Genomic DNA, 12,768 nt, shown 5'->3' with positions numbered 1-12,768 from the left:
GCAAACCTGTGCCTGCTTGCCTTCCTGCGAGCTTTGCGATCCCTATATGCCCCATACCGGCGTCGATGGGACGGCGGAAAAGGTCCGTCATGCTTCGTCTCGCCTTCACCCTTCTGCTGTGCCTGACACCGGTTGCCGCCAACGCGACCGATGCGGGTTGGGCGCTGCTCAGGGCTGGTGGCCATGTCGTCCTGCTGCGTCACGCCATGGTCACCGGCAACGGTGACCCCTCAGGTTTTGACATCGATAAATGCGCGACCCAGCAGAAGCTGTCGGAACGAGGCAAGCAGCAGGCGCGCAAGATCGGCGCGCTGTTTGCGGCGCGCGCTGCCCCCATCGACGAGGTGCTGTCCAGCCGCTTTTGCCGCGCGCTCGACACTGCTGGCATCGCCTTCGAGGACAACAAAGCCGAAAAATTCGAGCCTCTCGACCTGTTGTCAAAGGATCCGACCATGGCCGCGATGCAGAACGCCGCCGTGGTAAAGGAAGTGGCGAGCTTCACGGGTGATGGCAACCTTGTGATGATCACCCATCAGGAGAACATCCAGGCGTTGACCGGCGCTGGTGCCCGCGAGGGAGAAGCGGTGATCGTCGGCGTTGACGGCGAGAAGCTGCGGGTGCTCGGCCGCATCATCTTCTGAAGGCTTGAACAGTAGATACTTTCCAGCAAAGCGGCGTGAGCTTTGCCACAACTGCAACAAGCAATGTCTGCCGTCGCAAGACCAGGTCGACCACCGGGAAGGCTCGTCTTAGGCCTTTCATTTACCTTCAACCTGCTTGCGTTCCCTCGCGACATGCGCGGATGATATGCTTGTGCAAATACGTTTCTTGACATCCGCGTGGCACATTCGCCCTTTTCCTGCCATGCAAAACGGATTAGAGAGCGCGACAACCTCCAACTCTGAATCCGCTCCGCTCGAAGGAATTGCCCGTGTCCACGACATTTGAAAAAGTTGCCAAAATCATTGCCGACACGAGCGAAATCGACATCGACACCATCACGCCTGAGAGCCATACCATCGACGATCTCGGCATCGACAGCCTCGATTTCCTCGATATCGTCTTCGCCATAGACAAGGAATTTGGCATCAAGGTTCCGCTTGAGAAGTGGACCCAGGAAGTCAACGACGGCAAGGCGTCGACCGACGAATACTTCGTCATGAAGAACCTCTGCGCGAAGATCGACGCGCTCGTCGCCGCCAAGAACGCGGCCTGACAATCAGTGGGCCGGCGCGCCGGCCGCCCTTGACGGGCGGCGCGCGCTGACCGACAAACCGCCCATGAAATCCCACGACGTCGTCATCACCGGCATTGGCCTCGTTTCCTCTCTCGGGGAAGGCCCGGATGCGCACTGGCAGCAACTGACGGCCCCGGCCGCCAAGCCGTTGCTCGATGCGGAGCGCTTCGCTCCCTACACCGTCCATCCCCTGCCCGAGATCGACTGGAACCTGCAGATCGCCAAGCGCGGCGACCAGCGTCAGATGGAAACCTGGCAGCGGCTGGGCACCTATGTGGCCGGCCTGGCCCTGGACGATGCCGGCATCAAGACCGACGAAGCTCTGTGTTCCACCATGGATATGGTGGTGGCAGCCGGCGGCGGCGAGCGCGACGTGGCTGTCGACAACGACATCCTGGCTGCATCGGAAAGCAGGAATGACTTCGATATCCTGCTCAACGAGAAGCTGACCACCGAACTCAGGCCGACCCTGTTCCTGGCACAATTGTCCAACCTGCTCGCCGGCAACATTTCGATCGTGCACAAGGTCACCGGTTCTTCGCGCACCTTCATGGGCGAGGAAGGGGCCGGCGTCGCCGCTGTCGAGACGGCCGCCGCGCGCGTGCGGTCCGGTCAGTCGACGCATATGCTGGTGGGCGGCGCCTTCCAGACCGAACACCAGGACATGCTGCTCGGCTACGAACTCGGCGCCTATCTGCACAGGGGGCCCTGGAAGCCGGTCTGGCAGCGTTCCGGCTCTGAAGGCGGAGGCGTGGTTTCCGGCTCGGGTGGCGCGTTCCTCGTTCTGGAAAGCCGCGAACATGCCGAAAAGCGCGGCGCCCGCATCTATGCGGAACTCGGTCCGGTCCGCTCGGGACGGGCGCGGCGCAAGCGCGGCGAACTGGGCTCGACCATCGAAACACTGCTCAAGGCGACCAACCTGCCACAAGGCCAGGTCCTCGCGCTTTCCGGCGCCTCAGGTGGCCATGCCGCGACATCGGCCGAGAAGGCAGCGTTCGATGCGCATGCCGGGCTGACCGCACGCGGCTTCGGCACGCTGACCGGCCACATGAAGGAAGCGCAGTTCCCGTTCGCGGTGGCGCTCGCTGCACTGGCCGTCCACAACAAGGCGCCTTATCCCGTCTTTGATGCGACATCCGAGCGCAATTTCGACGGAATCCCCGAGCAGGTACTGGCAACGGCGGTCGGCTATCACCAATTCGAGGGCCTGGCGCTGGTCAGCGCCGCTTGAGCGGGACCTGCTGGCCGCATGGCCGCTGGTTAGATCGCCGCCACAAGGCAACAATGGTCAAGGATTGAGCCATGGCAAAGCTGAAGGATCATCTGGGCAGGCCGGTCGTCGCGGTCACCGGAATCGGCGTGGTCACGTCGCTGGGCGTCGGCAAGGCCGATAACTGGGCAGCATTGACCGCCGGAAAGTCCGGCATCCATCCGATCACCCGCTTTCCCATCGACCAGTTGAACACCCGCATCTCGGGCATGGTCGATTTCCTGCCTTCGAGCAGCAAGGGCGCAAGCGCCCTCACCTACGAACTGGCCGAAACAGCTGCGCATGAGGCAGTCGCCGAAGCCGGCATCGATCCTGAGAATTTCGGCGGCCCGCTCTTCCTCGCCTCGCCGCCCGTCGAGCTCGACTGGCACGACCGGCTGGCCCTCTATAAGGGTGGCGACCAACCGGATGCTTCCAACCGCATTCTCGAAGTGGCGCGCGGGCTGAATTCATCCGACATGTTCGATTCCGCGCAGTTCGGCACCATCGCCGACCGTCTCTCCGATGCGTTCGGCACCACAGGCCTGCCGATCACCCTATCCACCGCCTGCGCTTCCGGCGCGACCGCCATCCAGCTCGGCGTCGAAGCGATCCGCCGCGGCGAGTGTGATCGGGCATTGTCGGTTGGCGCAGATGGCTCTGCTACGGCCGAAGCGCTGATCCGCTTCTCGCTGCTCTCGGCGCTCTCCACGTCCAACGAAGTTCCGGAAAAGGCCTCGAAGCCCTTCTCCAAGGACCGTGACGGCTTTGTCCTGGCCGAGGGTTCGGCCGCACTCGTGCTGGAATCGCTGGAAAGTGCGCTGGCGCGAGGCGCCACCGTGCTTGGCATCCTGCGCGGCTGTGGCGAAAAAGCCGATGATTTCCACCGCACCCGGTCCAAGCCGGACGGCTCGCCGGCGATTGCCGCGGTCAAGGCTGCACTCGCCGATGCCGGCCTTTCCGAAGATGAGATCGACTACATAAATGCGCACGGCACCTCGACGCCGGAGAACGACAAGATGGAACATCTGTCGTTGTCGACGGTGTTCGGTGAACGTATCAGCCAGATTCCGATCTCGTCCAACAAGTCGATGATCGGCCATACTTTGTCCGCTGCTGGCGCCATCGAGGCTGCCTTCTCGCTGATGACCATGCGCGAAGGCGTCATCCCGCCCACCATCAACTACGACAATCCCGACCCGGCTATTGCGCTCGACGTCGTGCCGAACAGGAAGCGCGAGGCCAAGGTTGGCACGGTTCTGTCGAACTCCTTCGGCTTCGGCGGCCAGAACACCTGCCTTGTCATGGCACGGGAACCCGTTTAAGGCGCCCTGAACGCAGGCCGTAGGGCACCAAGGCAACAGGGCAGTCGCTGCCTTATTGCCCTGTTCTCTTACTGCCCTGCTGCAAAACGAACTGGACGCGAGATCACATGCGCGCACTGCAACTCATCGAGGATCGCCGGCTCGAACTGGTCGACGTCGCTCCGCCTCCGCCGCCAGCCGTCGGCGAAGTGACGCTGCGCATCAAGGCCGTTGCATTGAATCATATCGATGTGTGGGGCTGGCGCGGCATGGCGTTTGCCAAGCGCAAGCTGCCGCTGACCGTTGGCGCGGAGGCTTCCGGAGAAGTCGAAGCGATCGGCCCCGGCGTGTCCGACCTTGTTCCTGGCCAGCTTGTCTCGATCTATGGCGCTCGCACCTGCGGGCTGTGTCGCGCCTGCCGCGAGAAGCGCGACAATCTGTGCGAGCATGTCGGAGGCGTGCACGGGTTCCACCTCGATGGTTTCGCGCAGGAAAAGATCAACCTGCCCGCACGGTTGCTGGTTCCGGCCCCTCCCGGCGTTGATGCCATAGGCGCTGCCGTTGCACCGGTCACCTTCGGCACGGTCGAACACATGCTGTTCGACAATGCCAGGCTGGAACCCGGTGAAACGATCCTGGTCCATGCCGGCGGCTCCGGCATCGGCTCGGCTGCGATCCAGCTTGCCAAGAAAATCGGCTGCACCGTTATCACCACCGTCGGTTCCAACGACAAGATCGAAAAGGCCAAGGCGCTGGGCGCCGATCACGTCATCAACTACCGCGAAGATCGTTTCGAAGGCGCGGTTCGCAAGATCACCAGGAAGAAGGGCGTTGACGTCGTCTTCGAACATGTCGGCAAGGACACCTGGGCCGGCTCGATGTTTTCGCTGAAGCGCGGTGGCCGTCTCGTCACTTGCGGCTCGACCTCTGGCGTTTCCACCGAAGTGAACCTGATGATGCTTTTCCAGCAGCAGTTGAAGCTGCTTGGTTCCTTTGGCTGCCGCATGGAGAACATGGCGAATGCCATGCAGAAGATGGCTGCCGGCCTCGTTTCACCTGTCATCGACACCGAGGTCGATTTCGACGGCATTGATGCTGCGTTGAAGCGCATGGAAGGCCGCGACGTCTTCGGCAAGATCATCCTGCGCGTCGGCTGATGGCCGACGCGCGCGAACCCATGCTGCGCCCCCTCGTCTACAAGACGCTGCGCGGGTTGAAGGTTGCGGAGTACTGGATCACGGCACGCGTCGCGATGGCGATCCTGGCGGTCATGCGCTTGCTGCCGCCGGACCGCGCCCTCAACTTCATCGATCGCGCGGCGCGCACGATCGGCCCGAAGGTCGGACGCCACCGCGTCGCCATTGCCAACCTCAAGAACGCCTATCCCGACAAGAGCGACCCGGAGATCGAAAAGATCGCCTCGGACATGTGGGGCAATATGGGACGGCTGGCAGGGGAATATGTCTTTCTCGAACAGCTTTTCGACTACGACCCCGATGCCGAGACTCCCGGCCGCGTCGAAGTCGTCGGCAAGGAACTGTTCCTGAAAATCCGCGACGAGAAGAGGCCGCACATCTTCTTCACCGCGCATATGGGAAATTTCGAATTGCTGCCGGTGGCGGCTGCCACCTTCGACCTGTCGGTATCGGCGCTGTTTCGAGCCCCGAACAACCCCTATCTTGCCGAATACATCTTTCGGACGCGTGCTGCGACGATGGGAGAGCTGCTCGCCTCCAAGAACGGCGTCTCTTTTGCCATGGCGCAGGTGCTGGAGCGTGGCGGCAATGTCGGCGCCCTCGTCGACCAGAAGTTCACCAACGGCGTGCTGTCCACCTTCTTCGACCAGCAATGTCAGACCAGCCCGCTGGTACCGAAACTGGCGCGCCAGTTCGACTGCGATGTCTATCCCGTCTTTTCGGTGCGCCTGCCCGGCAATCGTTTTCGGCTGACTCTCTGCGACAAACTCGAGCTGCCGCGCAACGCCGCGGGTCAGCTGGACATGGCCGCGATGGTCCAGCTGATGAACGACACTGTCGAGGGCTGGGTGCGACAGGATCCGGGCCAGTGGATGTGGTTCCACAAACGCTGGCAGATCAGGGGCCGCACGCGTTAGAGCAATTCCGCCCGGAATTGCGTAAAAACAAAGAGTTAGAGCGTTTCCGCGTTTCCGTGAAAAACGGAAACGCTTTGGCAGCGAAATCCTCGCGCGAATGTGACGAGTATTTCGGACAGGGATCGCCTAAACTCGCAACTTCTGCCACACTTGATCATTAACTTTTGTAATCGACAGTGCGGTCATAGCAGGGCGGCAGGGCGATGACGGACGAACAGACAAGGAAGAAAGACCCGGCGTTGTGGACGCCGTGGGGCAGCCAGCAACCAGCAAAGCCAGGTGAAAAATTCGCAGCATTGCGACGGCTGGCCAAACGTCTGCGCAGCGTGCGCAAGAAAAAGCTGGCAAAGCCGGCGGTCGCCGGCAGCTGAGCAAACCTGCAGCAGGTCGATTGTTGCAGGCTCGGGTGAATTGCGCGCCTAAACTCTAACCGCCGTAATAGTTCATCACTGTATGACGCGCTTCCGCAAAAAACAGCCACCGTTCGGTCAGCATCCCGACGACGTGGCTGAGCACAGCGACCGCCAGGGCCAGGAGCGCCGCGACACCAGCCTCCGCTCCGGCCACAAGCGCGGCCAGCACCAGGAAGACCAGTGCACCCGGCAGCAATCCGCCTGACAGCAAGGCGAGCTTGCGCAGCTTGGCGGCGTGTTTGCGCACGACACGAAAGCCCATCTCGCTGGTCAGGTAATTCTCGGTGACATGTGGCCGCTCAAACAGGCGAACGCGTCCGATAGCGCCGAGGCCGGTTGCGCTTTCCGGTGTCGACAGGGGTTGAACGCTGTCGAGATGACGCAACCATGTGACCTTCATCACCCAGGCCGCAATCAGCAGAACCAGCGCCAGAAGCAACAGCAGGCTCGCTGATCCACCTCCCGCAACCCCAAAGGCGCTCCCCAGCAATGCCCCTCCAGCCAGGGCGAACAGCAGATAGCAGGTGGTCGTCAGCCGCGTGTGCCAAGCCTGTACCGATTTCAGCGAAGCATAGATCATCGAGGTGCAGAAGACTGTCGCAAGCGACAATACAGACCCGGCAAGGCCAATCGGCGCCAGGTAGCGCCCCTCGATGACACAGAGCCATGCCGACACGGTCAATGGCGCAAAAGCGAGAACCGACAGCACCCCTTCGCGCGAGAGCCAACTCGAGCGCCACTGCGAGAATGCCCGCCAGGCGCGTCGCGGGTTGCCGAGATGCAGTGTCGAGGCCAGCAGCCCGCCTGCGATCAGGCCCAGCGCGGAAAAATGGGCGGCCTTGGTGGCGATTGCTGCCGGGTCGAGCAATCCAAACCCCAGAACCGCGGCCAGTCCGTAGCCGAGACCGGACAGCACGGTGAAGGCGATGATGGAGGCAGCCGGATGCATGGATCAAATCCGGTCCAACATGCCGTCTAGCCAGGCAAAGAAGCCGGTAGCACCGCTGGTGTCCTCGCCTCTTGCCATCTGGCCGGCGCTCGCAGCCAGCGGCTTCCTTGGCCGGGGTGGCAGATATTTGTTCACCGGGCGCGTTCCCTGCTCCGGCATCAGATCGACGCCGCCACGCTGTGCAACCATGACCGAAACGGCGGAGGATGGATCGCCGAGATCGCCGAAATGGCGGGCATTGGCCGGGCAGGTTCGTACGCAGGCCGGCTGCCGGTCCACTTCCTCGATGGTCTCGTTGTAGATGCGGTCGATGCACAGCGTGCATTTCTTCATCACACCGGCGGCCAGATCCATCTCGCGCGCGCCATAGGGACACGACCAGGCGCAGAGACCGCAACCGATGCATTTCTCCTCGTCGACCAGCACGATTCCGTCCTCGGTGCGCTTGTAGGAGGCACCCGTCGGGCACACGGTCACGCAGGGTGCGTCTTCGCAATGCAGGCAGGATTTCGGGAAGTGCACGATGCGCGCCTCACCCGCTTCCCCGACGACCTCGCCGCCTTCCGGCACGATCTCGAAGGAATGCACACGGTTCAGCCAGGCACCTGAAACATCGGCTCCATAGGGCTGTTGGTCCGACAAGGCTGCACCATACCCCCCGGTGTTCCATTCCTTGCAGTTCACCACACAGGCATGGCACCCGACACAGACATCGAGGTCTATGACGAGGCCGAGCTTCTTGGCGGTTGGCAGTGCGGGCAGGCTGGTCATTGCGCCCACTCCTGCCCGTAGCGCAGTTCCTTCGGGCTCGGCTGCTCGCCGTCCGGCTCGGCAATGCCCGGGAAATGCGGTTCGCTGACGGCCCCCTTGTCCGCTTTCTCGATACGAACCCGAAGATCGTACCAGGCGGCCTGGCCGGTGATCGGGTCGGAATTCGACCAGCGCAACCCATCTTGCCTCGGCGGTAGAAGTTCGTGGATCAAGTGATTCATCAGGAAGGATTTTTGCGCCTCCGGAACGTTGCGCTCCAGCCCCCATGCCCCTTCCCGCTTGCCGATGGCGTTCCAGGTCCATACTGTCGAGGAATTCACGGCCTCCATCCGCGCCACCGGCACCTTGATGCGGCTGTGGTGCGAAATCAGCCAGACCCAGTCGCCGTCAACGAGTCCCAACTGCTCGCAGATCGCCCCCGGCACATAGAGTGCGTTGGCGGTGTGGATCTGCCTCAGCCAGGCATTCATCGAACCCCAGGAATGGTACATCGCCGCCGGCCGCTGGGTGATGGCGTGGTAGGGAAATTCTGCGCTGTCGACCATCGCCTCGCCGAGCGGTCGATACCAGTCGGGCAAGGGGTCGAAAAAATCGAGGATACGCTGCCGGTGCGTTTCCGGTGCCAAGGGCTCGCGCAAGCCTTCCGCGGACAGCCGGAACTTCTGCAGCGCTTCCTGGTAAAGCTGGAATGTCACCGGTTGCGGCGTATCGAAAAAGCCCATGCGCACGGCAAAGTCCTGATAGGCTTGGTTGGCGTGTTTGAAGAACTGCGCTTCCAGCGGGATATGCGCTGAGAAGAACGAGCCATTTTCGATATAGCGCTGTAATTGCTCGGGATTTGTCGCACCACGCCCGACACGATCGCCTTTCAGGCCGCGGAATCCGGCCAGAGGACCAATGCCCGGCCGGCGTTCGTGGCGGATGATGTAGTCGGCATAGTCCTTGTAGAGCGGCTTGCCGTGATTGTCGGCAAAGCCAGGCAGGTGCAGCCGCGCGCCGAGATCGATCAGCACGCTCTGGAAACCGCGCACATTGCGGTCCGGCTCGATCACCGGCCAGCGGATGGCATCCTGCACGGCATCGGGTTCCGAAATCGGCCGGTCGAGCAGTGAGATGCAGTCGTGGCGTTCGAGATAGGTGGTGTCGGGCAGGACGAGGTCGGCATAGGCGACCATCTCGGAAGCATAAGCGTCGGAGTAGATGATCTTCGGAATCTTGTATTCGCCGGTCGCAGGGTTCTTGTCCTCCAGCATGCGGATCACGCCTGCCGTGTTCATGGAGGAATTCCAGGCCATGTTGGCCATGTACAGAAACAGCACATCGATCGGGTACGGATCGCCGGCATGGGCGTTGGCGATCACCATGTGCATCAGCCCGTGCACCGAGAACGGCGTATCCCAGGAGAATGCCTTGTCGATGCGCGCCGGTTGTCCCTGCGGGTCGACCAGTAGGTCCTCCGGTCCGCGCGGAAAGCCGAGGTGCGGCCCCGACAGCGGCTTGTTGGATCCGAAATGCTCAGCCCTGCCGTGCGGTGTCGGGTGCGCGCTTACCGGCTTCGGATAAGGCGGCTCGAAACGGAAGCCGCCGGGACAATCGACGGCTCCGATCAGCACCTGCAGCATGTGCAGTGCGCGTGCCGTCTGGAAGCCGTTTGAGTGGGCGGACAGTCCGCGCATGGCATGGAACGACACCGGCCGACCGACAAAGTTCTCGTGCTGCTGCCCGTGCACATCCGTCCACGGCTGCTCGATCGTGATCGCCTCGTCGAAGGCCACGCGCGCGATTTCCGCTGCGAGCCCGCGGATCGTGTCGGCCGCAACGCCCGTTTCCTCCGCCACGGCTTCCGGCGCATATTTCGGGTCAAGGTATTTTTCCGCCAACAGTTGAAAGGACGGCACCGCGAAGCGGCCATCCGCGAGTTGCACGCGGCCGGAAAGGGCGGCCCTTGCTCCTTTGGCGCCGACCGCGACGACCTGTTCGGTCACGGTCTCGAAAACGAGAGGTTTGCCTTCCCCGTCGCGCGCGAACAGGCCGTGCTCCGCAGTGCCGGGAGCGTCGATCACCAGCCATGTCGCATTGGAATAGCGCACCAGGTAGTCGACATCGATCCGCCGCGCCTTGAGCAGTTCATGCACGACGGCGAGGATCAGCAGCCCGTCCGTGCCGGGGCGAATACCGATCCAGTTGTCGGCAACGGCCGAATAGCCGGTGCGCACGGGGTTGACCGAAACGAAGCGGGCACCATTCTGCTTCAACTTGGCTATGCCCATCTTGATCGGGTTGGAATCGTGGTCCTCCGCGACCCCGAACAGCACGAACAGCTTGGTGCGATCCCAGTCCGGTGCACCGAATTCCCAGAAGGCGCCACCGATCGTCATGATGCCGGCAGCGGCCATGTTGACCGAGCAGAAGCCGCCATGCGCGGCATAATTCGGCGTGCCGAACTGCTGTGCCCAGAAACCGGTCAGCGATTGCGATTGATCCCGGCCGGTGAAGAAGGCAAGCTTCTTGGGATCGTCCTGGCGAACGCCATCCAGCCAGTTGGTGGCTATCTCGAGCGCCTCGTCCCAGCTGATCTCCTCGAACTTGCCCGAGCCGCGCGGCCCGACCCGTTTCAAGGGCGCGCGCAGCCTGGCCGGCGCGTAGTGCTGCATGATGCCGGCCGAGCCCTTGGCGCACAGTACCCCCTTGTTGACCGGGTGGTCGCGGTTGCCCTCGATGTAGCGGATCTTGCCGTCCTTGATGTGCACGTTGATGCCGCACCGGCATGCACACATGTAGCAGGTCGTCTTGCGAACCTCGTCCGCCACCGGCTTGGACAGCGCCACCCTGTCGGTGTGATTCATTCGTTGAGGTCCTCCGCTTCGGAACGTACCGGCAGGCGACAGGAAAGGAAATGCGCCAGGGACGTCTCCTACAGCAATTTCGTTCCAGCAGCGGCCGCGCCAGAGCATGCCCTCCCATCATTTTGACAGTTTGAGAAAAACTCGAATGAGCGACCCAGGCGATCTTTCGACCGTTGCGCCAGCTGTCTTGTAAGCATTGCACCATCCCATCCGTCTGCGTTGACTTGCCGCGGCATCGTCCTAGCTTCGATGACGCAGTCGGATGGAACGGGGGGTGCTTCCGGCTGGGGCGGACGCCGCCAATGGCGGCCAGAAAGGACTGAACGTGTTACAGAATCATACACTTAACGGATTGAGCCGGCGCAAGCTGCTCACGCTCATTGGCATGACGGCAGGGTCTGCTGCCATGTACCAGGCCATGACCACGATGGGCCTCGCGGCCGAGTCCGGCTACAAGGGGCGCATCAAGCTGGAAGGCGATCCAAAAGGCGCCACCGTGCTGATCCTCGGCGCCGGCCTTGCGGGCATGACAGCGGCGCTGGAACTGCGCCAGGCTGGCTACAAGGTGAAGATTCTGGAATACAACAACCGTGCCGGCGGCCGTAACTGGACCGTGCGCGGCGGCGACACCTTCAGCGAGCTTGGTGGCGGCAAGCAGACTTGTGAATTCGAAGAAGGTCTGTACGTCAATCTCGGCCCTTGGCGCATCCCCTACCACCACAATGGCCTGCTCGACTATTGCAAGCGTCTGGGCGTAAAGCTGGAGCCATTCCAGCAGATCAACCACAATGCCTTCCTGCACTCCTCGACTGCATTCGGCGGCAAGCCGCAGCGTGTGCGTGACATCAAGACCGACTTCCAGGGTCATACGTCAGAGTTGCTGGCCAAGGTCGTCCAGAAAGGCAAACTGGAAGGCGACGTCACCAAGGAAGACCAGGAGATGCTGCTGGAAGCGCTCAAATCCTGGGGCGCGCTCGATAAGGACTACGCCTATGCCAAGGGCCTGACTTCGGCGGAATATCGCGGCTACGAAAAAGATCCCGGCGGCGGTTTGGGCGCAGCACCGGTCCCCGGCGATTCGATCGGGCTTTCCGACATCCTGAAGTCCAAGCTGTGGGGCAGCCTGGCCAACTTCGCGCTGTATGAATTCCAGACCACCATGTTCCAGCCGGTCGGTGGCATGGGCAAGGTCGGCGAAGCCTTCGCCAAGGAAGTCGGCGACCTTATCACCTTCAACGCCAAGGTGACCAAGATCGATCAGGACGAGAAAGGCGTCACCGTCACCTACGAGGACACGACAAAGCCTGGCGCCATGCAGGCAGCGATCGCGGCCGTGCCCTACGCCTCGTCCGTGAAGGTCGGCTTGCAGTTCAAGCGCCGGTTCTGGGAAGAGGACGACCTCATCTTCGGCGGCGTGTCCTATACCGACCTGCCGATCACGCAGATCTCCTACCCGAGCACCGGCTTCAACACGACCGGCAAGGGCGTGCTGCTCGGATGCTATACTTGGAATGGCCCGAACTCCTACGAATTCACGGCGCTGTCGCCACAGGACCGGGTCAAGCGCGCGGTCGAATACGGCAGCCAGATCCATCCGCAATACAAGAATGAATTCGAGAACGGCGTATCCTGGGCCTGGCATCGCTCTCCCTACACGCTGGGCTGTGCAGGCGACTGGACCGAAGAAGCCCGCCAGGAGCACTACGACAATCTCTGCCAGCTCGATGGACGCATCATGTTGGCCGGAGAGCACGCCTCCTACATCCCTGCCTGGCAGGAAGGAGCGATCCTGTCGGCACTCAACGCCATCGGGCGCCTGCATGAACGCGTTCTACAGGGGTGACGGCTGTACAGCCCATCCCTTCTTCCCTCCAATTTCGCAAGGC

11 protein-coding genes are annotated in these 12,768 nt (G+C 62.2%); 8 read left to right on the top strand and 3 right to left on the bottom strand.

Annotated elements, in window-relative coordinates:
• Positions 1-89: 89 nt before the first annotated feature.
• From ACFJIU_RS08605 to ACFJIU_RS08575, 7 genes are all read left to right on the top strand, one after another.
• Positions 90-641, top strand: a complete 552-nt coding sequence (locus ACFJIU_RS08605) for a histidine phosphatase family protein (RefSeq protein ID WP_379069958.1) — start codon at positions 90-92, stop codon at positions 639-641.
• A gap of 284 nt (positions 642-925) precedes the next feature.
• Positions 926-1,216 carry an acyl carrier protein gene (locus tag ACFJIU_RS08600; RefSeq protein ID WP_186306960.1) on the top strand — a complete coding sequence of 97 codons (291 nt, stop codon included), beginning with the start codon at positions 926-928 and terminating at the stop codon, positions 1,214-1,216.
• Positions 1,217-1,280: 64 nt separating this feature from the next.
• On the top strand, positions 1,281-2,468 hold the full coding sequence (locus tag ACFJIU_RS08595; RefSeq protein WP_379069955.1) for a beta-ketoacyl-ACP synthase: 1,188 nt from the start codon (positions 1,281-1,283) through the stop codon (positions 2,466-2,468).
• 71 nt (positions 2,469-2,539) lie between these two features.
• On the top strand, positions 2,540-3,811 hold the full coding sequence (locus tag ACFJIU_RS08590) for a beta-ketoacyl-ACP synthase (RefSeq protein ID WP_379069952.1): 1,272 nt from the start codon (positions 2,540-2,542) through the stop codon (positions 3,809-3,811).
• A gap of 107 nt (positions 3,812-3,918) precedes the next feature.
• Positions 3,919-4,947 carry a zinc-binding dehydrogenase gene (locus ACFJIU_RS08585; protein ID WP_379069949.1) on the top strand — a complete coding sequence of 343 codons (1,029 nt, stop codon included), beginning with the start codon at positions 3,919-3,921 and terminating at the stop codon, positions 4,945-4,947.
• Positions 4,947-5,903, top strand: a complete 957-nt coding sequence (locus tag ACFJIU_RS08580) for a lipid A biosynthesis lauroyl acyltransferase (RefSeq protein ID WP_379069946.1) — start codon at positions 4,947-4,949, stop codon at positions 5,901-5,903. Before ACFJIU_RS08585 ends, ACFJIU_RS08580 begins: the two co-directional genes overlap by 1 nt.
• Before the next feature lie 203 nt (positions 5,904-6,106).
• Complete coding sequence (locus ACFJIU_RS08575) at positions 6,107-6,274, top strand: hypothetical protein (RefSeq protein WP_326892637.1); 168 nt, start codon at positions 6,107-6,109, stop codon at positions 6,272-6,274.
• A 55-nt stretch (positions 6,275-6,329) separates the two neighbouring features.
• Here ACFJIU_RS08575 and ACFJIU_RS08570 read toward each other — a convergent pair whose 3' ends face one another.
• The 3 genes from ACFJIU_RS08570 to ACFJIU_RS08560 are packed head-to-tail and all read right to left on the bottom strand — an operon-like array spanning position 6,330 to position 10,882.
• Positions 6,330-7,265, bottom strand: a complete 936-nt coding sequence (locus tag ACFJIU_RS08570) for a dimethyl sulfoxide reductase anchor subunit family protein (protein ID WP_379069943.1) — start codon at positions 7,263-7,265, stop codon at positions 6,330-6,332.
• Positions 7,266-7,268: 3 nt separating this feature from the next.
• Positions 7,269-8,036, bottom strand: a complete 768-nt coding sequence (locus ACFJIU_RS08565) for a 4Fe-4S dicluster domain-containing protein (protein ID WP_379069940.1) — start codon at positions 8,034-8,036, stop codon at positions 7,269-7,271.
• Positions 8,033-10,882 carry a molybdopterin oxidoreductase family protein gene (locus tag ACFJIU_RS08560; RefSeq protein WP_379069937.1) on the bottom strand — a complete coding sequence of 950 codons (2,850 nt, stop codon included), beginning with the start codon at positions 10,880-10,882 and terminating at the stop codon, positions 8,033-8,035. The genes ACFJIU_RS08565 and ACFJIU_RS08560 overlap by 4 nt, the downstream gene beginning before the upstream one ends.
• 385 nt (positions 10,883-11,267) lie before the next feature.
• On the opposite strand from ACFJIU_RS08560, the gene ACFJIU_RS08555 reads away from it, so the two are divergent.
• Positions 11,268-12,725: a flavin monoamine oxidase family protein gene (locus ACFJIU_RS08555; RefSeq protein WP_379073011.1), complete on the top strand. Its 1,458-nt coding sequence runs from the start codon at positions 11,268-11,270 to the stop codon at positions 12,723-12,725.
• Positions 12,726-12,768: the final 43 nt, after the last annotated feature.

The sequence above is a fragment of the Mesorhizobium sp. UC74_2 genome, assembly GCF_042701485.1.
GTDB lineage: Bacteria > Pseudomonadota > Alphaproteobacteria > Rhizobiales > Rhizobiaceae > Mesorhizobium.
This window is presented reverse-complemented; position numbering and strand designations above follow the sequence as displayed.

Bases quoted from the DNA above. Each gene is read 5' to 3' on its own strand.
- ACFJIU_RS08580 (WP_379069946.1), top strand. From the start codon at position 4,947: ATGGCCGACGCGCGCGAACCCATGCTGCGCCCCCTCGTCTACAAGACG.
- ACFJIU_RS08605 (WP_379069958.1), top strand. From the start codon at position 90: ATGCTTCGTCTCGCCTTCACCCTTCTGCTGTGCCTGACACCGGTTGCC.
- ACFJIU_RS08590 (WP_379069952.1), top strand. From the start codon at position 2,540: ATGGCAAAGCTGAAGGATCATCTGGGCAGGCCGGTCGTCGCGGTCACC.
- ACFJIU_RS08575 (WP_326892637.1), top strand. From the start codon at position 6,107: ATGACGGACGAACAGACAAGGAAGAAAGACCCGGCGTTGTGGACGCCG.
- ACFJIU_RS08560 (WP_379069937.1), bottom strand. From the start codon at position 10,882: ATGAATCACACCGACAGGGTGGCGCTGTCCAAGCCGGTGGCGGACGAG.
- ACFJIU_RS08570 (WP_379069943.1), bottom strand. From the start codon at position 7,265: ATGCATCCGGCTGCCTCCATCATCGCCTTCACCGTGCTGTCCGGTCTC.
- ACFJIU_RS08585 (WP_379069949.1), top strand. From the start codon at position 3,919: ATGCGCGCACTGCAACTCATCGAGGATCGCCGGCTCGAACTGGTCGAC.
- ACFJIU_RS08595 (WP_379069955.1), top strand. From the start codon at position 1,281: ATGAAATCCCACGACGTCGTCATCACCGGCATTGGCCTCGTTTCCTCT.
- ACFJIU_RS08555 (WP_379073011.1), top strand. From the start codon at position 11,268: ATGACGGCAGGGTCTGCTGCCATGTACCAGGCCATGACCACGATGGGC.
- ACFJIU_RS08565 (WP_379069940.1), bottom strand. From the start codon at position 8,036: ATGACCAGCCTGCCCGCACTGCCAACCGCCAAGAAGCTCGGCCTCGTC.